16 protein-coding genes and 1 pseudogene are annotated in these 22,065 nt (G+C 70.5%); 9 read left to right on the top strand and 8 right to left on the bottom strand.

The features are described from left to right. Positions 1-9: 9 nt before the first annotated feature. The 3 genes from ABZ470_RS02760 to ABZ470_RS02770 form a co-directional block, all read right to left on the bottom strand. Positions 10-2,349, bottom strand: coding sequence for a tetratricopeptide repeat protein (locus ABZ470_RS02760; protein ID WP_362909530.1), 2,340 nt, complete (start codon positions 2,347-2,349; stop codon positions 10-12). A 77-nt stretch (positions 2,350-2,426) separates the two neighbouring features. Beyond that, positions 2,427-3,062 (bottom strand): DUF6879 family protein, encoded by a 636-nt coding sequence (locus ABZ470_RS02765; protein ID WP_362909532.1) that lies wholly within the window; start codon positions 3,060-3,062, stop codon positions 2,427-2,429. After that, the gene (locus tag ABZ470_RS02770) at positions 3,055-3,324 is read right to left on the bottom strand and encodes a hypothetical protein (protein ID WP_352015179.1); all 270 of its coding nucleotides are present in this window, start codon (positions 3,322-3,324) and stop codon (positions 3,055-3,057) included. The genes ABZ470_RS02765 and ABZ470_RS02770 overlap by 8 nt, the downstream gene beginning before the upstream one ends. Positions 3,325-3,808: 484 nt before the next feature. Between ABZ470_RS02770 and ABZ470_RS02775 the strand changes: the two genes are divergently transcribed. The 3 genes from ABZ470_RS02775 (at position 3,809) to ABZ470_RS02785 (ending at position 7,539) form a co-directional block, all read left to right on the top strand. Further along, positions 3,809-5,323, top strand: coding sequence for an alpha/beta hydrolase (locus ABZ470_RS02775; protein ID WP_362909534.1), 1,515 nt, complete (start codon positions 3,809-3,811; stop codon positions 5,321-5,323). A 133-nt stretch (positions 5,324-5,456) separates the two neighbouring features. Continuing rightward, positions 5,457-5,963, top strand: a complete 507-nt coding sequence (locus tag ABZ470_RS02780; protein WP_352015177.1) for a DinB family protein — start codon at positions 5,457-5,459, stop codon at positions 5,961-5,963. Between the two features lie 328 nt (positions 5,964-6,291). After that, a complete protein-coding gene (locus ABZ470_RS02785; protein ID WP_362909536.1) occupies positions 6,292-7,539 on the top strand; it encodes a glycosyltransferase in 1,248 nt (415 codons plus the stop codon). Between the two features lie 47 nt (positions 7,540-7,586). On the opposite strand, the pseudogene ABZ470_RS02790 reads toward ABZ470_RS02785, so the two are convergent. After that, positions 7,587-7,751: pseudogene (locus tag ABZ470_RS02790) on the bottom strand (DUF397 domain-containing protein); the annotation flags it as partial. Between the two features lie 703 nt (positions 7,752-8,454). On the opposite strand from ABZ470_RS02790, the gene ABZ470_RS02795 reads away from it, so the two are divergent. Beyond that, positions 8,455-8,847: a hypothetical protein gene (locus ABZ470_RS02795; protein ID WP_362909538.1), complete on the top strand. Its 393-nt coding sequence runs from the start codon at positions 8,455-8,457 to the stop codon at positions 8,845-8,847. 257 nt (positions 8,848-9,104) lie between these two features. Here the strand turns inward: ABZ470_RS02795 and ABZ470_RS02800 are convergent, their stop codons facing one another. Beyond that, positions 9,105-9,524, bottom strand: coding sequence for a hypothetical protein (locus ABZ470_RS02800; RefSeq protein WP_352015171.1), 420 nt, complete (start codon positions 9,522-9,524; stop codon positions 9,105-9,107). A gap of 357 nt (positions 9,525-9,881) precedes the next feature. After that, positions 9,882-10,901 (bottom strand): helix-turn-helix domain-containing protein, encoded by a 1,020-nt coding sequence (locus ABZ470_RS02805; protein ID WP_362909540.1) that lies wholly within the window; start codon positions 10,899-10,901, stop codon positions 9,882-9,884. A gap of 303 nt (positions 10,902-11,204) precedes the next feature. Here ABZ470_RS02805 and ABZ470_RS02810 point away from each other — a divergent pair, with 303 nt between their 5' ends. Continuing rightward, positions 11,205-11,732 carry a hypothetical protein gene (locus ABZ470_RS02810; protein WP_362909542.1) on the top strand — a complete coding sequence of 176 codons (528 nt, stop codon included), beginning with the start codon at positions 11,205-11,207 and terminating at the stop codon, positions 11,730-11,732. 5 nt (positions 11,733-11,737) lie between these two features. Here ABZ470_RS02810 and ABZ470_RS02815 read toward each other — a convergent pair whose 3' ends face one another. Next, on the bottom strand, positions 11,738-12,478 hold the full coding sequence (locus ABZ470_RS02815) for a DUF4328 domain-containing protein (RefSeq protein WP_352015168.1): 741 nt from the start codon (positions 12,476-12,478) through the stop codon (positions 11,738-11,740). Between the two features lie 187 nt (positions 12,479-12,665). On the opposite strand from ABZ470_RS02815, the gene glgB reads away from it, so the two are divergent. The 4 genes from glgB (at position 12,666) to sppA (ending at position 20,788) form a co-directional block, all read left to right on the top strand. Then, complete coding sequence (gene glgB / locus ABZ470_RS02820; RefSeq protein WP_362909544.1) at positions 12,666-14,918, top strand: 1,4-alpha-glucan branching protein GlgB; 2,253 nt, start codon at positions 12,666-12,668, stop codon at positions 14,916-14,918. A 283-nt stretch (positions 14,919-15,201) separates the two neighbouring features. Beyond that, positions 15,202-16,842 carry a glycosyl hydrolase family 18 protein gene (locus tag ABZ470_RS02825; RefSeq protein ID WP_362909546.1) on the top strand — a complete coding sequence of 547 codons (1,641 nt, stop codon included), beginning with the start codon at positions 15,202-15,204 and terminating at the stop codon, positions 16,840-16,842. Between the two features lie 188 nt (positions 16,843-17,030). Next, positions 17,031-19,013 carry a S8 family serine peptidase gene (locus ABZ470_RS02830; RefSeq protein ID WP_362909548.1) on the top strand — a complete coding sequence of 661 codons (1,983 nt, stop codon included), beginning with the start codon at positions 17,031-17,033 and terminating at the stop codon, positions 19,011-19,013. Positions 19,014-19,087: 74 nt separating this feature from the next. After that, the gene (gene sppA / locus ABZ470_RS02835; protein ID WP_362909550.1) at positions 19,088-20,788 is read left to right on the top strand and encodes a signal peptide peptidase SppA; all 1,701 of its coding nucleotides are present in this window, start codon (positions 19,088-19,090) and stop codon (positions 20,786-20,788) included. Here sppA and ABZ470_RS02840 read toward each other — a convergent pair. Beyond that, entirely contained in the window at positions 20,757-22,016 is a 1,260-nt protein-coding gene (locus ABZ470_RS02840; RefSeq protein WP_352015163.1) for a multidrug effflux MFS transporter, read from the bottom strand. The two genes, sppA and ABZ470_RS02840, sit on opposite strands and share 32 nt — an antisense overlap. Positions 22,017-22,065 lie beyond the last annotated feature (49 nt).

Genomic DNA, 22,065 nt, shown 5'->3' on the forward strand with positions numbered 1-22,065 from the left:
GGGAGCCGTTCAGTCGTCCGAGGTGATCCGTCGCTCGATCCGGTGACGGATCCCGGCCGCGCGGGGGTCGTCGTAGTCGGCGAGCAGGCCGAGCGCCTTCGTCCAGTGCCGTCTGGCCGCCTCGGGGTCCTCCTCCACCAGGGACGCGCCGAGGGCGTCGAGGTCCAGGGCCTCGTGCCAGGTGTCGCCGAGCATGTGGTGGATCGAGGCGGCCTGACGGTGGAAGTCGGCCGCCTCCCCGTGCCGGTCGAGCGCGTAGAAGGTCTCGCCGGTGCCGTACCAGGCCAGTGCCTCCCGGCTGCGGTCTCCGAGGCGCCGGTGGAGCGTGGCCGAGCGCTGGAAGGAGGCCAGCGCGTCGACGAACTGCCCGGCCGCCCGCTGGGCGTTGCCCAGGGCGATGAGCCAGAAGCCCTCAAGCCGGTTGTTCCTGAGCACGAGGGCGATCTCGACCGCCTCGTTCGCCGTGGCCAGCGCCTGTTCGACCTCGCCCCGTTCACGCAGGACGTCACTGAACAGGCGCAGCGCGTTGCCCTCGCCGCGTTTGCTCTCAAGGAAGCGGTGCATCTCCAGTGCGCGCCGTACGGCCTGCTCCGCCTCGGCGAGCCGTCCGGCGTGGTAGTGGGTGCTGGCGAGGTTGGCCAGGGTGGTGGCCTCCCAGTGCGCCGAACCCTGCTCCCTGAAGGCGGCGACGGCCCGCTCGAAGTGCTGCGCCGCCTCGTCCAACCGCCTCCTGCGGAGGTTGACCAGCCCGATGAGGTTGAGCGAGTGGGCCTGGCCGAGCCGGTCGTCCACCTCGGTCCAGATCGCCAGCGCCTGGCGGTGGCTCTCCAGGCTGTCGTCCAGGCGGTTGATCCGGACGTAGCCGATGCCGAACTCGGTGAGCAGCCGTGCCCGGGCGGGCAGGTCACCGAGCCGTTCCGTCGCGGCCAGGCCGAGCCTGCCGACCTCCAGCCAGTCGGCGACCGGCGCCGAGGGCGGCTGGCTGTTGGCCAGCACGACCGCCAGCTGCCAGGTCAGCTCGTCGTATCCGGCGGAGATAGCGGTCCTGGCGACCTGCAGGAGGTTGGCGTGCTCGCGTTCCGACCAGTCGACGGCCGTGTCGTAGTCGGCGAAGGTCAGCGGTCGCACACCCTCCATGGGAGGTGTGAGCCGTATCCGGTTCTCGGCGGGGCCGATCCAGTTCTGGGCGGCGTCGGCGGTGTGCAGGTACCACTCCAGGACGCGGCGGAGCGCGGCCTGCCGGTCGTCGTAGGAGCCGTCCCGCTGCGCCTGGTCGGCGGCGTAGGCGCGCAGCAGGTCGTGGAACTGGTAGCGGCCCGGCGTCGTCTGTTCGAGCAGGTGGGCGCCGACCAGGGAGTCCAGCAGCTGCCGTGTCCTGCTCGGGGTCAGCCCGCCGAGCGCGGCGGCGGCGTGCAGCCCGAACTCGGGGCCCGGGTGCAGACCGAGCAACCGGAAGAGCCGGGCGACCTGGTCGGGCAGCGCGCGGTAGGACCACGCGAACACCGTCCGTACGGCCCCGGCCTCCTCGTCGTCCCCGGTGCTCAGCGCGTCCCACAGGGCGGACTCGTCACGCAGGTCGGCGATCAGGTCGTCCAGCCGCATGTGGGGGTAGCTGACGGCTCGTTCCGCGGCGATCCGCAGGGCCAGCGGCAGCCGGGCGCACAGTCTGGCCAGCTCGGTGAGCTTGCTCTCGTCGTCCTCAGGACGGTATCCGGCGGTGACGGCCCGCAGCAGGGCGACCGCCTCCGGCTCGGGGAGCGTGCCCAGCGTCAGGCGGTGCGCCCCGTCGCGTACGGCGAGGATCGACAGACGGCTGCGGCTGGTGACGACGACCAGGCAGCCCGCGCTGCCGGGCAGCAGGGGGCGGACCTGGCTCACCATGGCCGCGTTGTCGAGGACGATCAGCATCCTGCGGCCGGCCAGCAGTGAGCGGTAGAGCGCGGCGGCGGCGTCGAGGTCCTGCGGCACCGAGTGGGCGCGGACGCCGAGGGCGACCAGGAACCGGTGCAGCGCGTCGTAGGCGGTTACCGGCTCTCCGGGGTCGTAGCCGCGCAGGTTGACGTAGAGCTGCCCGTCGGGGAAGCGCTCCTGGATCTGGTGGGCCCAGCGCAACGCGAGCGAGGTCTTGCCGACACCGGCCGTCCCGGCGATCACGCACACCGAGATGACCCTGGGGTCGCCGTCCTCACCGGTCAGGACCGCGTTCAGCCGTTCGAACTCCTCGACGCGGTTGACGAACCCTCGCACATCCGCGGGAAGCTGGCGCGGCACCGGAGCCGGGGAGGCGCCCCTGTTCCTGCCGCCGTGGTCGTGGAAGTGCACTCCCCCGCTGACGTTCCTGGCCTGCACGACGTCACGTGAGGACCCCGACAGTTCGGAGTACGAACCGCCGGGGTGTTCTTCATCTTCTCTGTGCTTTTTGACGGCTACTCCGTTTTCGACCCGACCGTGGACGAGGAGAGGGAGGTGAGCTCCCGGTCGACATAGGACCTGACGTCCTCGCCCGTCTCGTAGAGGCCTCTGATGTAGTCCTCCCAACCCCTGACGAGGTGGGGAGTGGTGTAGCGGAACGCACCGTCGGGGACACCGCCCTCGGTGTAGAGGACACGGTAGAGAGTTCGGCCGCCGAGGACGACCACCTCAGGAAGCGGGCCGCCGCGTTCGAAGGCCGCGACCGCCTCGGCGCCGACCACCCGGATCCGCTCGCCGCACTCCGCGCGCATCCGCAGCGAGCGCAGCTCCCAACGCATGTACGGCGTGAGCGGCGCCTCGACGACCCGCACCCGGTGGAAGAAGGAGTTGCGGAGCTCGTCCTCACGCGTCATGGCGAGCAGGCTGTCCGTGCGCTCTTCGAGCAGCCGCATCGACTCGTCCCAGTCACCCCGGCGGAAGGCGTCGTAGCTGGGAACGGCCTGCTCCTCGAAGTGCTGGCGCCGTTCGAGCTTCCAGGAGTCACGGTTGCGGAGGACCGCCTCCCGCTGCCGGAAGTCGCGCCGGTAGGCCTCTCTGACGAGCCTTTCGCCCTGGGCGGGGATGAGATGGGGAGCGCGGAGGTCAGACATCGGCGATGTCCGGTTTCGCGACGCTGAGCATGATGCCGGGGATGACGACCAGTCGCTCGTCCGGAGCGAGGGAGACGCCTTCCGGCAGACGCGGCTCGTAGACGGCGGTGAGATCTCTGCCGATCACCGCGATGTCACCGTTGTCCAGCTGCCAGATGTCGGGGCACTCGTCTCGACCGTCGGAACGGTCAAGCTCCTTGGCCGACTTCCCCAGGCGCCGTTGGAACAACGCGGACGGGTCAGCCTCCCAGGAACGAGCCATGCCTGCCTCCCAGTCGGCTTGGCCGTACGTGTGACTTGCACGGAGCATATGCGAGACGGCCTCCCGGAACAATGGAAAGTTCGCCTTCGCCGCCGAACATCACCCAAAAAACAAACGGCTAGCCCTAAACAGGATGAAAGCAGACCAATAACCGGCAATCACCCAACCCAGCCGAGAGGCCATGGACACCCCTGACCTGGGGATTGTCTCCGCAGAAAGCCTTTTTCCCACAAACGATCATGGCCTCGTATTCCGACGTCACCCCCTTTGGGCGCCGTTTCCGGCAGACACCGGACGCCGAAGACACCAAGAACGGCACGCCCGAGATATCGGCCTCCGAAAAGCCGCTTCCGGCACTCGCGGGCGCCGTCATCCCGAGTACAGCCAGCACCACGAGAAGAGAGGCGCTGGTGGGATGTCGCCGGGTACGGCGTCGCCGTGAGGATCGACGGGCTCTTCCACCGTCCAGAAACAGGAGAGGCCCGTGGCGAAACGACATATCCCCATCGCCCTCATGATCGGCGCCGCCCTGGCCGCCGTGACACCCGTGCTGCCGGCCCTGGCGGGCGGATCACGCCCCACGGCCGTGGCGGTCTCCGACGTCCCCTGCCCGGTCGTGAAGGGAACGGCGGCCCGCTGCGGAGAGATCACGGTGCCGCTGGTCCGCGCCGACCCCTCAGCGGGCACGAACCGGATCGCCTACGCGCTGCTGCCGCGCACCGACGTCGGCCGTCCCCCGGCGGGAACGGTCATGGTGGTCAGCGGCGGTCCCGGCGAACCGGCGATCGCCTACGCGGAACGCTTCGCCGAGGACATGACCGCCCTGCGCGACGACCACGACCTGCTCCTGGTCGACCCGCGCGGCACCGGCGGATCGGAGCCGGTCGACTGCGGTGTCCCCGCGGACTACGACCTGCTCCCCCGAGAGCGGCAGATCGACGAGGTCGAGGCGTGCGGACGACGGCTCGGAGAGCGGGCACGGGCCTACACCTCGGCGGAACTGGCCGACGACCTGGACGCCGTCCGCTCACACCTCGGCGTCGACAGGGTCGATCTGTACGGCGTGTCCTACGGCACCTATCTGAGCACCGTCTACGCCTTCCGGCACCCGGAGCACACCCGCAGCGTCGTCCTGTCCGGGGCCTATCCCCTGCGCTTCGACCCGCTGGGCCGTCCGAACGCGCGGGCGGTCGAACGGGCCCTGCTGCGGCTGTGCGCGCGCAGCGACGGCGCCTGCCAGGGTGAGAAGGCGGTCGCCAACCTCGAACGGCTGGCCGCCCGCCTGCGGGAACGCCCCGTTCCCTTCGAGATCGAGGTCTCAGGGCGTCGCCGTACCCTGCTGCTCGACGAGCACATGCTCGCCCTGATCCACTTCTACGTGGCGAGCAGCAACGGCACCCCGCGAGTCTGGTCCGAGCTGCCGGCCATGGTCTCGCGGGCGGTCTCCGGTGACACGGCCCCGCTCGTCGCCCTGGCCGGGCAGCTCGCCGAGGGACTCGCCTCCCAGCCGCCGGAGAAGCGGGCCACCAGGGCCCAGGCCCTGTCGATCGTCTGCAACGACTATCCGACCGTGTGGGACCGGCGGGCCACCGTCGCGGACCGTACCGCCGTCTTCGCCGGGGCGCTGCGACGGGCCGAGGGACGGTTCGGGCCGTTCAGCGCGCGTGGCTGGACCGAGGCCGTGATGGACGGCGCCGACCTGTGCCTCAAATGGCCCCGTACCGACCGGCCCGCGGGCCACGGCACCGCGCCCCGCGTCCCGGTGCTCGTGCTCTCCGGTGAACTCGACACCAACACCCCCGTCTCCCAGGGGCGCCTGGCCGCGGAGCAGTTCCCGGTGAGCACCTTCGTGGAGGTTCCCTCCTCGGGACATGTCCCGACCTGGGAGGAGACCGGTTGCGCGGCCAGACTGGCGACGGCCTTCATCCGCACCGGCTCGACCGGTGACCGCTCCTGTCTGAAGGCCATCCCTCCCCTGCCGGTCACCCGCCTCCGCTGACCCTGCCGTACGGCGGGGCCCTTTTCGTACGGCGGGCCCCGCCGTACGAAAAGGTGTTGAGAGGTTGTCGGACCTCCGTGAGAGGCTGGGCGACGGTGATCAGGGCCGATCAAGATAAAGAGGACCACGAGTCATGACCGACGACCGCGTTTCCCCCGCTTTCATCGCCGACGAACGCGCCATGCTGGACAGCTGGCTCGACTGGCACCGCGAGACTCTGGCCGTCAAGTGCGCCGGTCTGCCCGAGGAGCGACTCCGTGAGCGTTCCGTGCCGCCGTCGTCCCTGTCGTTGCTCGGCCTGGTTCGTCACATGGCCCATGTGGAACGCGTCTGGTTCCGCCGGGTGCTGGACGGCGAGGACGTCCCGCTTCTCTACAGCAAGGCTGAGGACCCCGACTCCGACTTCAACGACGTGGACACCGCCTCCGTGGAGGAGGCCTTCGCCATCTGGCGGGCCGAGATCGAGGTGGCGCGCGAGATCTCGGCCCGGGTGCCGCTCGACGCCGTCGGCAGGCAGCAGCGTCACGGCCAGGACGTCTCGCACCGCTGGATCCTCGTCCACATGATCGAGGAGTACGCCCGCCACAACGGCCACGCCGACCTGCTCCGCGAACGCCTCGACGGCGCCGTCGGCGAGTGACCTTGTCCAGGGGACAGACCAGGTAAGCCGGAAAGGACCGGTGGTTGAGAGCTGGTCTCCCGGTGGCGCGATGTCCCCTCCGGTGCGAGCACCGCCTTGACGTGGACGGTTCCAGGTCGTCCATGGGCTGCCGGGCCGCGGATGTCGAAGTCGTCTCCCGAGGCGGGGAGGTCACCTGCCGGACGGCGAAACGACTAAAAGGGCAAGAGGGATATACACCTCCTGCCACTACCAAGCTATAGCGCATGGGGGGACTTGCCACAAGGCCCCGGTTGTGCCGCACAATCCTCCTTCGACACCGGAACGTACGGACATCGGGGGCCGTGGAATGCGCGTTGTGTTGGTGACCTACGGGTCGCGCGGGGACGTCGAGCCGATGACGGGGCTGGCGGTGCGGCTACGGGCGCTCGGCGCCGAGGTGCGGGTGTGCGCGCCGCCGGACTTCGCGGAGTTGCTGGACGATGTCGGCGTGCCGCTGAGTCCTCTCGGCTGGCCGATCCGCGCGCTGGCGACGGGGGCGATCCCCGACAAGGCGAAGGCGGGCCTGTCCGGTATCGCCGCCGAGCTGACCGCCATGGCCTACGAAACGGTCGTCGAGGCGGCCGGCGACCGCGCCGCGGTGGTTGCCACCGGTTCCTTCCCCGCCGTGGCCGGTGCGCGGGCGGCGGCCGAGAAGCTGGGCGTGCCCTATGTGTTCGCCTCCCTCTCCCCCTCCTACCTGCCGTCGCCGCATCACGCGCCTCGTCCCTGGCCGGGCCAGGTGGTCCCCGAGGGGGTGACCGGCAACCGGGAACTGTGGGCCCTCAACGCCGAGCACAAGGACGCGTTGTTCGGCGAGACGATCAACAACCATCGGGCGTCGGTCGGCCTGCCCCCGGTGGACGGCATCCGCGACCATGTCTTCACCGGCCGCCCGTTCCTGGCGACCGACCCGGTCCTGGGTCCCTGGCAGGAGACGCCGGAGCTCGACGTGACGCAGACCGGCGCGTGGATCAGGCCGGACGAGCGCCCGCTTCCTGCCGGCCTGGAGGCGTTCCTGGCCGCCGGGGACAAGCCGGTGTACGTGGGCTTCGGCAGTATGCCGATGCGGGGCGCGAGCGCCCAGGAGATCTCGCGGGCCGTCATCGAGGCGGTTCGGACGCGGGGTCGCCGTGTCCTGCTCGGGAGCGGCTGGGCCGACCTGACCGCGATCGACGACCGGGACGACTGCTTCGTCGTCGGCGAGGTCAACCAGCAGGCGCTGTTCAGCCGGGTGGCCGCCGTCGTGCACCACGGCGGCGCGGGCACCACGACGACGGCGGCCCGTGCCGGAGCGCCGCAGGTGATCGTGCCCCAGGTCGCGGACCAGCCGTACTGGGCGAGCCGGGTGACCGAACTGGGCATCGGCGCGGAACACGACGGTCCGACGCCGACCGCCGATTCGCTGTCGGCCGCGCTCAGGATCGCCCTGGCCCCCCAGACCGGTGCCCGCGTGGCCGCCGTGGCCGGGACGGTCCGTACCGACGGGGCGGAGCGGGCCGCGAAGCTCCTGCTCGACATGATCGGCCGGAGCGGGTCCGCGCTGCCCGCGGGCTGACTTCTCAGAGGTCACACGGATGGTGGCGGCCTCACTCAGGCTCACCGTCAGAAGTCGAACTCACCCTTCTTGGCGCCGTCGACGACGGCGTCCCACACACTCACACTCACCACGAACGGTGCCTGATCGGGCACCTCGGTGTCACGGATCCCCACCCGGCCACCCGACAACGGAGCCACCTCAAGACAGTTCCCCTGGCCGGAGCCGCTCTTGGTGGCCCTGCGTCAAGCCGCGGTCTTCAGCTCGTCGCTCAGGTCCGCAGTCGGGCGGCGACGGCCTTGTCCACCTGCTCCTCGGTGACGCCGGGCTCGCCCCGGATGACCAGAGGCTTGGCCGAAGGATCGGCCTTGGATATCACGGACATTTCTCCTCCGTCCGCCAGGGGGATTGTTACAGCGTCAGCACACCAGCACAGTTTCAGCACAGCGCAGTACAAACTGTGGCCACGATGTGGTTGGGCTTTTCGTGCTCAACGTAGCCGGTCAGGGGCACTCTGCGAAGCGGGCGGGGACGCGAAGAAGCTCCTATGAGAGACCTTGTCATGCATGTAGTACACCCCCTCACACCACCACCATAGAAACCTCGGGATATGTCCGGATCAAAGGGGTGAAAAATGCACGTCGTAGGTCGAAAAACGCATTGCCGGGACGGAGCGGACGGGTGTTCGCCGGGCAGGGGGATGTCACTTCCGCGTAAAGGGAAATGAGGAGACGGCTTTCCGGTCCTCGACATTCTCCGAGGACGCGACCACGCTCTCCCCCGAGAACGCCCCGTTCCCCAGGACCGCCTCTCCCACGAGCACTCCGATTCCCAGGACCGTCGCCCTCGGAAACGCTCCGCTTCCCGGAGTCGTCTCCCCCGGGGAGACGGCCTTCCCCGGAGGCGCGCGAGCGTGCCGTGCCCGAGGGAGGGGGCGTGATCTGGGGGGAGACGTGGGTGCGGCTCGGTGGGCGGCACCGGCGTGGTGAGCCCTTCTCCCAGCCCCGGGTCCGCAGGTGGGACCCCGCCAACCGGGCCGGCGCCGAGCAGCCGGACCAGATCGAGCCCGCCCGGGCCGTCTGGTACGGCGTGGCCACCCGGTGCTTCTACGCCGCCGCCGTCTGGCCGACTCTGGAGTTCCTGGTCGTGTGCGCCGGTTCGGCGGACGAACTGTGCCGCCTGATGCGCGCCGCCGAACAGACCGCACCGCACCGCGCCGGCGTCCCGGCAAGCCTCCCGGGAGCCGTCTCGGCCGGTCCGGACGTCACGGCCCCGACCGGCCCCGCCACCTGGACCTGGGGGTCGAGGCCGTACACGGCAGGGGGCTGAGCATCGTGGACGCCCTCACCGACGCCTCCGGCGTCACGCCCCTGCCCGACCCTCCGGGCAAGACCGGCTGAGCCCGCTGGCGTCTGGCCGCCCGTCCCCGGCCCCCGGCCGGATGAGCGGAACGGCCGTGGAGGTGGTCCCTCCACGGCCGTGTCCCCCGTCACCGATTGGGTCAGGCCACCTCGGGCACTCCGGGGTCACCCGCTCCTTCTCCGGCCGCGACGGCCGCCCGCACCGTCACGGCCCTGGCGTGGTCGTCAGTCGACGTAGTCGTTCACCTGCGACTCGTACGTGGTCAGGTTCTCGGTTGTGCTCGTCTTCAGGCCCCACCAGTGGATCGCGGAGGGCGCCACGTCGTAGGAAACGACGGAGAAGCTGCTCTCCCCGGAGCAGTCACCGTTGAGCATGAACGTGCGGTAGATGTTGAGCGCGGGGATCTCGTAGTGCACTCCCACTTTCCATCCGTCGCCGCAGAAGGTGTCCTTCACCGTGAAGGAGTTGCGGCCCTTGGCCATGTTGTGCGTGCCGGCGTTGAACCACACCTCCCCCGCCCAGTTGCCGTCGGCGTGGTAGACGACCTGGTGGGACGTCGCCGCGTGGGCGACCCCGCTGGTGGTGGCGAGGGTGAGCGCCACGACGGCGGTGGGCACCGCGACGCGCAGTAGTCGGAAACGCATGTGAAAGTCCTTCCGATGCCGATCCTGATCCGGCCGCCGGTTCCGTTCACCGGCTGACCGGGATCCTTTTGCAGGGACGCCGGTGCTGTGGAACAGCCTCACGGTGCCGCCACGGTGCCGCCTGAGCAGGCGAGCAGTGGTAAGCCGGGAGGTCGGTCGCACCGGCCTGGCCCTGTCGTACCGTCCGGGCCGACGGCGCGGGAAGAGGTCGGACAGCGGGGTGGACATCCATGAACAGCAACGAACAACCGGTGTGTCGTCGCAGCTCAACGGCGTGTAAACACGCCGGAGGAGAACACGGGCTTCCACCGGGAACCACACCGAACAGGCGCGGGCCGTACGGCCGACGCCTCCGGGTCAGGGTCCCGGGGTGGCCGCCTCGAACTCCTTCGTCTCCCCGTTTGGAAACCGCACGTAGCCGAGGGCGGTGGTGGACCGGTTCATGCCGAACAACATGTTCGACCAGAGGGGCGGGGTCTTGTCGTAGAAGCTCACGCAGTCCAGGGGGTAGCAGTCTCGCGTCGTCTTCGTGACGATCTCGACCCGGCCCCGCCAACCCTTGGGCATCCGCAGTGCCGCCCAGTTGGTGCCGCACTCCGCCGAGTACCAGTTCTCCAACTTGCCCACCGCCTTGCCCTTGTAGGAGAAGGTGGAGGCCGCGGCCAGTTGCGCGGTCTTCCAGCACCCCGAGGCGTCGGGATCCTTCTTGTGACACCCATAGCCCGGCGTGGCACCGCCGCACGCCGCCACCGGGGTGGGGTCGGGGCCCGGGGGGAAGGTCGGCCCGGACTGGTTCGCCGGAGGCTGGACGACCGTCGCCGGACCGCGTACCGGGGAGTGGCCGGGAAAGAGCACCGGGAAGAGCAGGAAGCCCGTGGCCGTCAGAAGTGAGGAGGCCACGCTCGCCACCAGCAGGTGCCACCAGCGCGGCCCGCCCCGGCCCGGTCGTTGGGAGGCCGGGGCCACGGGGGCGTCGGGTACGGCGGAAGCCGACGACGCGGGGCCGAGCGGGTCGTCCGTCCCGGCCGGGTCCGATGCGGGCGACGGCGGAAAGCCGGTGACGGGTTCCGGCCCGGCGCTCGCCGTGGCGTCCGGGACGGGAGCCGGCTGGGCCGCCTCGTGTTCGAAGGCGGCGTCCCACCAGCCGCGCCACCGTTCGAGGTCCTGGGAGCCGCACGCCTGGACGAACGCGGCGGCCACCTCCCATGTCGGCAGCCGTCTGCCGCTCTCCGCGATGGACAGAGTGCTGTGCGAGTACCCCGAGATCTCCGCCAACCGGCGCAGCGTGAGTCCCGACCTCTCGCGGGCCTCCCTCAGCCTGACGGCGAAACGCATGGTCGGCCCGTCGCCTTCCAGGGGCGTCTTCCTTCGCGCCATCTCTCTCCCCGGCTTCCACAGTTGATCTTTACCGATGAGCAAAACGGTGTTGATTGTCCATGGTTACTCGATCGTGTCAATTTCTCATGGATCGCAGCCATATGTTCGCCGCCTCGACGGCCCGCCCACCGGCTGCGATCGGCACGCCGGGCGGTTGACACGTCTTCGGCGCCGGGGATTGTGAACCGTTCCAAACAGGTGGGTCACAAGGAGGTTCCGGATTCGTTTTCGGGATTGCCCTGCCGGGAAAATCCCTCTAAATCCATTTAAATGCGATATGGGGATGTAGTTCGAGGTCGTGTGGTGTTAGCGGCGGCGGTGGGGGCGCTGGCCGCGGGAGTTCTGGGGGGCCTCGCGGCCCGGCTGCTGATGCGCGGGGTCGCGGTCGCCGTGGGCGTGGACACCTCCTTCACCCTGGTGGCGACGGTGATGATCACTGTCGTCTTCGTCGTGCTCGCCGTACCGGCCGCGATCACCGCGACCGCGCGTCCGGGCATCAGGCGCGGCGGCAGGTGGGTGACCGTGCTGGTCACCGGCTGGACCTCGGCCAGGACCGGGTTCGCCGACGCCAAGTCCATCCTGCTGGCCGAAGAGGAGCAACTGCCGGTGCTCGCGGCGCTGGCGGTGGCCTTCGCGGCGGTGGTCACCGCCCACGGGCGGTTCGCGCAGTGGCTGACCCGCCGCCTGGCGACCTCGGGGGAACCCGCGAGGCCGTACGCGACGGGCCCAGGAAACCCGGAGCCGGGGGCGGAGTTCGCCGACGGCGAGGCCTTCATCCGGGGGTCCTGTCAGAGCCCCGCCCCGCCGGCCCGTGGGACCGGCGGTCACTGAGCCCGTCAGCCTCCGGCCGCGACCCGTGCCTCCTGGAAGCGGGTGATCCGTACCACGACGATGGCCAGCAGGGCGGCGGCCAGCAGTGTGGGGATCCAGGTGAACGGGTCGAGGCCGAACCCGACGAGCGCGCCCACCTCCTCGGGCGGGCGCCCGGCGAGGCTCAGCAGCGCGACGGACGACAGCGGGACCACCCAGAAGGCCAGCAGCCACGCGATCCACCAGGCCCACACCAGCCAGGAGTGCGGCTGCCTGCCGATGCTCTCCCCCCGCACGCCGCCGGGACGGGAGGCGGCCCAGACGTCGTCCACGATCTGTTTGGGGATCCACCACCCGACGACCGGCAGCGCCCAGCCGAGCACGATGAAGATCTTGAACCAGCGGTGCGGGACCCGGGTGAGGGACTCGGCGTTCAGGCGCGCCCGTACCAGCCAGACCAGGAAGACGACGACCAGACCTGCCCTGACCAAGGCTCTGGAGGCCGTCAGGGCGACCAGGAACGCGGAGTTCGACAGCAGCGGGAGGGCGCCCTCACCCACGACCTCGACGACGGTGGCCAGGGGGTCGGCCGCCACCGCCCAGGCGGCCCCCACGAGGGTGTCGAGGCCGAGCAGGGTCAGTACGGCCGTCGCGAGCCCTCTGACCGGCCGCAGCGGGCGGGGCGGCGGAGGGAAGGCCGTCTCCGCGGGCAGCGGCCAGTGATGAGGGCGTGCGGGAACGGGTGCCCCGGCCGTGTCACCGCGCATCGCCGCCCTCCAGGTGATCAACGGAACCGACGGCCAGTATTCCGCACCACGTGATGGCGACATACAGGATTTTCCTCATCGCATATCCGCACATTTTCGCGACACGCATGGTGATAGCGGACAAGGGCATGGGTCGTAACGCCCGAGTAGGGCAGGGTTAGGGGATACCGATCTACGGGAGTGATCCATGAACGCGGACTTGGACCTGGAGCGGCTCGCGGGCGGAGCGCACCACGATCCGCACTCGATCCTCGGCGCGCACCCGGGGGCCGGTGGCGTGACCGTCAGGACGCTGCGGCCGCTGGCGGAGAAGGTCCAGGTCGTCGTGGACGATCACACCCATGACATGGAGCACCTGGCCCACGGTGTCTTCGCGGTGACGATTCCCGGTCTTGACAAGATCCCCGACTACCGGTTCCTGGTCACCTATCCGGGCGCGGAGCCGTACGAGATGGCCGATCCCTACCGGCACTGGCCGACGCTGGGCGAGGTGGACCTGCACCTGATCGGCGAGGGGCGCCACGAGCGGCTGTGGGAGGTGCTCGGCGCACGGGTCATGCGGCACGAGGACGTCGAGGGTACGGCCTTCGCCGTCTGGGCGCCGAACGCGCGGGGCGTCCAGGTGATCGGCGACTTCAACCACTGGGACGGCACCGCCCACCCGATGCGCTCGCTGGGCAGGTCCGGGGTCTGGGAGGTGTTCGTCCCCGGCCTCGGCGAGGGCGAGCGCTACAAGTTCAACGTGCTCGGCGCCGACAGCGTGTGGCGGGCCAAGGCCGACCCGATGGCCAGGCGCACCGAGGTCCCGCCCGCCACGGCCTCGGTCGTCGAGCGCTCCTCCTACGAGTGGCACGACGAGGAGTGGCTGCGCGGGCGCGCGGCGGCGGACGCGCTGAAGGAGCCGATGAGCGTCTACGAGGTGCACCTCGGCTCGTGGCGGCCTGGCCTGTCCTACCGGGACCTGGCCGTCGAACTGGTCGAGTACGTGGTGGACATGGGGTTCACACACGTGGAGTTCCTGCCGGTCGCCGAGCATCCGTTCGGCGGCTCGTGGGGTTACCAGGTGACCTCCTACTACGCGCCCACGTCCCGCTTCGGCGGCCCGGACGACTTCCGGTACCTGGTGGACAGCCTGCACGCGGCGGGCGTCGGGGTGCTGGTCGACTGGGTGCCCGCACACTTCCCGATGGACGACTGGGCGCTGGCCAGGTTCGACGGCACCGCGCTCTACGAGCACGCCGACCCGACCAGGGGCGAGCACCCCGACTGGGGCACCTACGTCTTCGACTTCGGCCGCAGGGAGGTGCGCAACTTCCTGGTCGCCAACGCGCTGTACTGGCTGCGCGAGTTCCACGTGGACGGGCTGCGGGTGGACGCGGTCGCCTCGATGCTCTACCTGGACTACTCGCGGCGCGAGGGCGAGTGGCGGCCCAACGAGTACGGCGGGCGGGAGAACCTCGACGCGGTGGCCTTCCTGCAGGAGATGAACTCGCTGGTCTACCGGGACCAGCCGGGCATCGTCACCGTGGCCGAGGAGTCGACCGCGTGGCCCGGGGTCTCCCGGCCCGTGCACCTGGGCGGTCTCGGCTTCGGGTTCAAGTGGAACATGGGCTGGATGCACGACACCCTGGCCTATCTGGCGCACGAGCCGGTCTTCCGGCAGTACCACCACCACCAGATGACCTTCTCCCTGATGTACGCCTTCTCGGAGAACTTCGTGCTGCCGCTGTCGCACGACGAGGTGGTGCACGGCAAGGGGTCGTTGCTCGGCAAGATGCCCGGCGACGAGTGGCAGCGGTTCGCGAACCTGCGCGCGCTCTTCGCCTTCATGTGGGCCCATCCAGGAAAGCAGCTGCTGTTCATGGGCGGTGAGTTCGGGCAGGGGTCCGAATGGTCGGAGGTCCGAGGTCTCGACTGGTGGGTGCTCGACTTCGACGGCCACAAGGGGGTGCAGCGGCTGGTGCGCGACCTCAACCGGATCTACCGGGAGACGCCCGCGCTGTGGACCCGGGACGACACCCCGGACGGTTTCCGCTGGATCGACGCCGACGACGCCCAGGGGAACGTTCTCTCCTTCCTGCGTCTGGCCTCCGACGGCTCGGTGCTGGCCTGCGTGGTCAACCTCTCCGGCGCGCCGCACGAGGACTACCGGCTGGGGTTGCCCCTTCCCGGCACCTGGGAGGAGGCGCTCAACACCGACGCCTACGACTACGCGGGCAGCGGGGTGGGCAACATGGGCGCGGTCGAGGCGGTCGAGGAGGAGCGGCACGGGCTGCCGTACTCGGCGCGGCTGCGCGTGCCGCCGCTGGGCGCCGTCTGGCTCCGGCACGACGCGCCGTCGGAGAGTCCCGCCGCGGAGAGCCCCGTCGCGGAGGCGGCCGGGGAGGCCGTGAAGAAGACCTCCGGGAGGAAGGGCACCGGGAGGACCGCCCGCCGCTGAGGGTTCCTTGACCGACGGGACAACCGCCGGGTCAACGTCACAGGAAGATTTTTTCGGTCGGGCCTGGCCGGTCACGCAGCGTGTGACCGGCCCTTTTCCGTTCAGGCCGGGTTCGCCAAGGCTTCTGTGAACCTTAAATCCGCCTTATATCGGTCAGCGAGCCATTGACCGCCCACGAAGGAGAACCTACGCTCTGGAAACTAATAGGAAACTTTCCTATGAATTCGGGGGCTAGGAACTCTTTGACCTGGAGCGACCCTTGCGACGAATGACCATCGGCTCCTTGATCGCAGCCACAGCGCTGATAGTCCCGGTGGGGATCGGGATGGGCAGCGCCACGGCCGCCACCTCCGCCACCGCCGTCTACACCACCACCTCCGACTGGGGCACCGGCTTCCAGGGCAACGTGACGGTGAAGGCGGGCTCGACCGCCCTGACCAGCTGGAAGGTCGAGTTCGACCTCCCCGCCGGCAAGTCGATCGCGTCCGCGTGGGACGCCGACATGACCAAGAGCGGCAGCCACTACACCTTCGCGAACAAGTCGTGGAACGGTGCGCTGGCCGCGGGTGCCACGGTGAGTTTCGGCTTCACCGGATCCCCCGGCGGAGTCTCCGGTGTGACGAACTGTAAGTTGAACGGTGCGCCTTGTGAGGGCGGGGACGCCACCCCGACGCCCACGGTGACGCCGACCGTCACCCCCACCGTGACGCCGACCGTGACGCCCACGGTCACGCCGACCGTGACCCCGACCGTGACGCCCACGGTCACCCCCACCGTGACCCCGACCATCACGCCCACCGGCCCCGCCGGGAACAAGAAGGTCGTCGGCTACTTCACCGAGTGGGGCGTCTACGGCCGTAACTACCACGTCAAGAACCTGGTCACCAGCGGCACCGCGCCGAAGCTGACCCACCTGCTCTACGCCTTCGGCAACACCGCCGGTGGCCGCTGCGCGATCGGCGACGCCTACGCCGACTACGACAAGTCCTACGGCGCCGACCTGAGCGTCGACGGCGTCGGGGACACCTGGGACCAGCCGCTGCGCGGCAACTTCAACCAGCTCCGCAAGCTGAAGAAGGCTTACCCGAACCTCAAGATCATCTACTCCTTCGGTGGCTGGACCTGGTCCGGTGGCTTCACCCAGGCCGCCGCCAACCCGCAGGCCTTCGCCGACTCCTGCTACAACGTCGTCAAGGACCCGCGTTGGGCTGACGTCTTCGACGGCATCGACGTCGACTGGGAGTACCCGAACGCCTGTGGCCTGACCTGCGACACCAGCGGCCCCGACGCCTTCAAGAAGGTCGTCTCCGCGCTGCGCGCCAAGTTCGGCTCCAGCGCCCTGGTCACCGCGGCGATCACCGCTGACGGCGCCGACGGCGGCAAGATCGACCTCGCCGACTACGCCGGTGCGACCCAGTACCTCGACTGGTTCATGCCGATGACCTACGACTTCTTCGGTGCCTGGGACGCCAAGGGCCCGACGGCTCCGCACTCGCCCCTGACCTCCTACCAGGGCATTCCGAAGGAGGGCTTCAACACCGACGCCGCCATCCAGAAGCTGAAGGGCAAGGGCATCCCCGCCAGCAAGCTGCTCATCGGCATCGGCTTCTACGGCCGTGGCTGGACCGGCGTGACCCAGTCGACCCCGGGTGGCACCGCCACCGGTGCCGCTCCCGGCACCTACGAGGCCGGCATCGAGGACTACAAGGTCATCAAGACCAAGTGCCCCTCCAACGGCACCATCGCCGGTACGGCCTACGCCTTCTGCAACGGCCAGTGGTGGAGCTACGACACCCCCGCCACCATCACCAGCAAGATGGCCTGGGCCAAGAGCCAGGGCCTCGGTGGCGCGTTCTTCTGGGAGACCAGCGGAGACACCCCCAACGGTGAGCTGATCACCGCGCTCTCCAACGGCCTCAAGTAATATTTCGGACACTCGGCCCTCCGTGCGCGACACGCCGCGGGGGGCCGAGCCATGTCCGGCCCCGAGATGAACTCGGGCTGAGAAGATCCTTCAAATCCGGTACGTGCTATTCACTGGCGACAAAGCAGTATTTAAACTCCGTATCGCATGATCAGCAGCCGGAGCTGTCCTTACCCCCCGGAGGACGTGTGCGACTTCGAGCCCTCGTGGCCCAGGTGATCGTGCTCGGCGCCGTTTTCTGCGTCGTTTTCTGTGGGACCCCCGCGGTACCGGCCCTCGCCGAGGAGTCACCGGCGGAAACGGTCCAGACGACACCGGAGCCGGAGAAGCTTGAGGCCGGGCTCGTCTCCGACGAGGACGGCGCCCGCGCCATCGTCGAGCTCGCCGTCCCCGCGCAGGCCGAACAGGTCGCGGGCGAGGCACGGCTGCTGCCGGAGACCGACGTCGTGCTCCAGCCCCAGGACACCTCCTTCATCGTCGTGCAGGGCACCGGTGAGTCGCTGGCCGAGCTGGCCAAGGACCCCCGGGTGGTCTCCATCCGCAGGGACCGCACCTACTCCCCCAGCTCGCTCGCCTCCGGCCTGACGCTCGTCGGGGCCGACCGCGCCCACGCTGAGGGAGCCGACGGACGCGGCACGACGATCGCGATCGTCGACACCGGGATCGACGCCGCCCACCCCGCCCTGGGGAGCAAGGTCGTACGGCAGGCCTGCTTCTCGGTCGTCGACGAGGGCGTGCGCTCCCTGTGCCCGAACGGGCAGGAGTCCGACACCTCCGAGCGCGCCGCCGACGCCGCCACACCCGCCTGCCTGGACGGCCAGGTCAACCTGTGCGAGCACGGCACCCACGTCGCGGGCATCGCCCACGCCGTCGCTCCGGGGGCGGACATCGTGGCGCTCCAGGTCTTCAGCCGTGTCGACGACTGCGGGGCCGGTGAGCCCTGCGTCACGGCCTACGAGTCCTCGCTCCTGCTCGCCCTCGAATACCTCACGCGGCTGAAGGACACCGTCCCCGGCCTCGTCGCGGTCAACATGAGCCTCGGCGGCGGTCTCTACGGCGCCTCCTGCGACGGCGAGCCCGAGGTCCAGGAGATGAGGGGACGCCTCGGCGCGCTGCTCGCGAAGGGCGTCGCGACCGTGGCCGCGGCCGGGAACGAGGGCTCCCCCGGCGCCGGGGTGCCCGGCTGCCTGTCCGGCGCGGTGACCGTGGGCGCCACCGACGACGCCGACCGCGTCCCCGACTGGTCGAACCACGGCTCCGTCCTCGACCTGTTCGCCCCCGGCGTCGACGTCGACTCCTCGGTCCCCGGCGGCAGGACCGAGATCTACAGCGGGACCTCGATGTCCACCCCGCACGTCACCGGGGCGCTGGCCGTACTGGCGCAGCGGGCCGCGGAGACGGGCGCGGACGCCTCGGCGGGCGCGCTCACCGGCAGGCTCACCGCCGCGGGCCGCCCGATCGTCTACGACGGGGTCGCCGTCCCCCGCCTCGACCTGTACGGCGCGCTCACCGGCGCCGCCCCCTCCCCCGGGGTGACCCAGAACCCCGGCGACCCGGGTGACCCCGGCCCCGGAGACCCGGGAGACCCGGGAGACCCCGACGTTCCCGAGGAGCCCGGCGACGACCCGAGCCCCGAACCCGGCACCCCGCCCGTCGGGCCGACCCAGGCACCCGTCCCGATCCCACTGCCGACGGTGACCGTCACCGTGACCGTGACCGCCGACCCGGTCGATCCGCCCGCCGTCGCGGCGCCTGTCAGGCCCACGATGTGCGTGCGCGGGACATCGAAGAAGACGCTGAGCGCGGCGAAGTGGGCCGCCGAGTTCGGCACGGGCAAGGGCACGCTGACGGACGCGACGCTCCGGTGCTATCTCGGCATGGTGGGCAAGGCCAGCAGGGTCTTCCCCGAGTTGGGCGGGGCCTCGACCCCGGCCGCCGCCCGCCGGGTGCTCAAGCCCGCCAAGCGGACGAAGCGGACGGTGTTCGAGAGCGAACTGCTGGCGGCCTGGCTGAACTGGGCCAGCGGCTCCGTCAACCTCACCGCCAGGGTGAACGAGACCACGTCGGTCGGGGACGCCCTCACCACGGCGGAGGCCAGGCGGCTGCGGGGGTCGTTCCCCTCGGCGTCGGCCTCACTGCTGGGCAGGCACGTCAACGCCCGCCGTACCTGACGCCCCCGGCGCCGGTTCGGAGAGGTTCGCCGCCACAGGACCCTGTCGCGGAGACGTCGCTTAGGGTGTCAAGCATGGATGCGACCAAGGTGATCATCGACACCGTCGACCGGTTCAGGCAGCGGCGGACCGCTCCGCTTGTCCTTGAGCTCGACCTCACCGAGGGGCTCTTCGAGGGGCCTCCCGCCGACCCTCTGGGCGCGATCCTGTCCATGCGCAAGACGCGGCTGGCCGACGTGCTCTCCGGTCTGCGGCGCGCGGCGAAGGACCCCAGGGTCAGGGCGCTGATCGTCAAGGTCGGCACCCGGCCCCTCGGCCTGGCGACGGTTCAGGAGCTACGTCGGTCGGTGACCCGGCTCAGGGAGGCGGGCAAGCTGACGGTGGCCTTCTCCGAGACCTTCGGGGAGTTCGGCGCGGGCACCGTCCCCTACTACCTGGCCACCGCCTTCGAGAAGGTCTACCTGCAGCCCTCCGGCGACGTCGGGCTGACCGGCGTCTCCCTCGAACAGCGCTTCCTGCGGGGCGCGCTCGGCAAGCTCGGCGTCGAGTACCAGATCGGCCAGCGGCACGAGTACAAGACGGCCGCCAACACCTTCACCCAGGACCACATGACCGACGCCCACCGTGAGTCGCTGGGCCGCATCACCGAGTCGGTCGTCGAGCAGGTCGTCGCGGGTGTCTCCGAGGGCCGCGGCCTCGAACCCGCCAAGGTCAGGGAGCTGATCGACCGGGGGCCGTTCATCGGCGCCGAGGCGGTCGAGGCCGGGCTCGTCGACCGGCTCGCCTACCGCGACGAGGTCTACGACGAGGTGCGCAGGGCCGCGGGCGAGGAGTCCCTGCTGCTCTACGTCGGCCGTTACGCCAAGGGGCCGATCGCGGGCAAGCTCCCGCAGCCGGGCGGCCAGACGGTCGCCCTGGTGCACGGCAGCGGCCCGATCCGGCTGGGCCGCAGCGGGCGCAGCCCCCTGGGCGGCGGCGAGGCGATGGGGTCCGACACCGTCTGCGCCGCGCTGCGCGCCGCCCGGCGCGACGAGCACGTCAAGGCCGTCGTCTTCCGGGTGGACAGCCCCGGCGGGTCCTACGTGGCCTCCGACGCCATCTGGCGTGAGGTCGTGCTCACCCGCAGGGCGGGCAAACCCGTGGTCGTCTCGATGGGCGACGTCGCGGCCTCCGGCGGCTACATGGTCTCGATGTCCGCCGACGCGATCGTGGCCCAGCCGGGCACGCTCACCGGCTCCATCGGCGTGTTCGGCGGCAAGGCCGTCATCGGCGGTCTGCTGGACAAGATCGGCGTCTCCACCGAGTCGGTCGGGGAGGGCGCCAACGCCGGGATGTTCTCCTCGACGCACGCCTTCTCCGAGGCCCAGTGGGAGCGGATCAACGTCTGGCTCGACCGGGTCTACGACGACTTCGTCAACAAGGTGGCCGAGGGGCGCGGCCTGTCACGGGAGCGCGTCCACGAGCTGGCCAGGGGCCGGGTCTGGACGGGCGCCGACGCCCACGAGGGCGGGCTCGTCGACGTGCTCGGCGGCCTTGAGGACGCCCTCGCCCTGGCCCGGCGCAAGGGCGGTCTGGCCGAGGACGCCCCGGTGCGCGCCTACCCCAGGCTCAACCCGATCGAGCGCCTGCGCCCGGCGGACTCCAGCGAGGACAAGGCCGCCGCCATGACGCGGCTGCGCCTTGAGTCGTGGGGGCCGCTGGCCCACCTGGCCGCCGAGCTCGGCCTGCCGTCCTACGGGCCGCTCATGCTTCCCGGGTCGTGGACGATCCGCTGAGCCGTACCGGCTCTCCGTGGCCCTGCCACGGACGGGCGAACGCCAGGGCCAGGGCGGCCAGCGCGAGGGCGACCAGCATGACCGCGGCCGTCGGCGTCGGGCTGTCCGTCCCGAACAGGCCCGCCAGCGGGGAGGCGGCGGCGCCCAGCACGAACTGGGTGCCGCCGAGGAGGCCGGAGGTGGCTCCCGGGGCGTCGTGACCGAGGGCCTGGACGATGGTCGTGCTCGCGGGCAGGACGAGGCCGAAGCCGACGATGACCAGGAAGAAGCAGACCCAGGTGACGACGAGCCCGCCGCCCGTGGTGAGGAGCACCACGAGCAGTACGGCCGTCGCCGCCAGGGCGGTGCCCAGGCCCACGGTCAGCAGGGCGTTGATCCTGACCCGGGAGGCGACCCGCCCGAAGACGATCCCGCCGACCAGCATGCCGAGGGCGTTGACGGCGAAGATGAGGCTGTACTGGGTGGGTGAGACGCCGTAGACGTCCTGGAACACGAACGCCGAGCCCGCGATGTAGGTGAACAGGGCCGCGCCGCAGAAGGAGGAGGTGAGGACGTACCCCATGAGGGCGCGCCTGCCGAACAGCCCGGCGATGGCCCTGAAGGTGGTGCCGACCCCGCCCGAGTGCCTGCGGGAGGCGGGCAGGCTCTCCGGCGCCCAGGCCAGGACGCCCAGCACCAGCAGGACGCCGAAGCCCGCGAGCGCCGCGAAGACGACCCGCCAGGAGGCGACGCCGAGGATGGCTCCGCCGAGCACCGGGGCGGCGATCGGGGCGAAGGACACGATCACCGACAGGGTCGCGAAGTGACGCGGGGCCTCGGGAGTACCGTGGAAGCGGTCGGTGAGGACGGCGCGGCCGACGACCATGCCCGCCGCCCCCGCGACGCCTTCGAGCAGGCGGGCGACGTTGAGCACGTCGACGTTCGGGGCCAGCGCGCAGACCAGCGAGAACACCGTGAACAGCGTCGCACCGCCGAGCAGGACCTTACGGCGGCCGACGGCGTCGCTGACCGGGCCGAGCAGGATCTGCCCGACGGCCAGGCCGATGAGGAAGGCCGTCATGGACAGCTGGACCGACGACTCGGTCGTGCCGAGAGACCGGACCAGCCCGGGGAAGCCGGGGACGTACATGTCCGTGGCCAGCGGGGCGACGGCGCCGAGGGCGGCGAGCACGACAAGCAGCCGTCCGACGTGTTCCGGCGGCCGTTCACCGGTCGCTGCGTCTGTCACTGTGTCTGTCACTGTGGGGGCGGCGAGAGGGGGGTCCTTGGGCATGGCA

The organism is Streptosporangium sp. NPDC020072, assembly GCF_040631445.1.
Taxonomy (GTDB): Bacteria; Actinomycetota; Actinomycetes; order Streptosporangiales; family Streptosporangiaceae; genus Streptosporangium.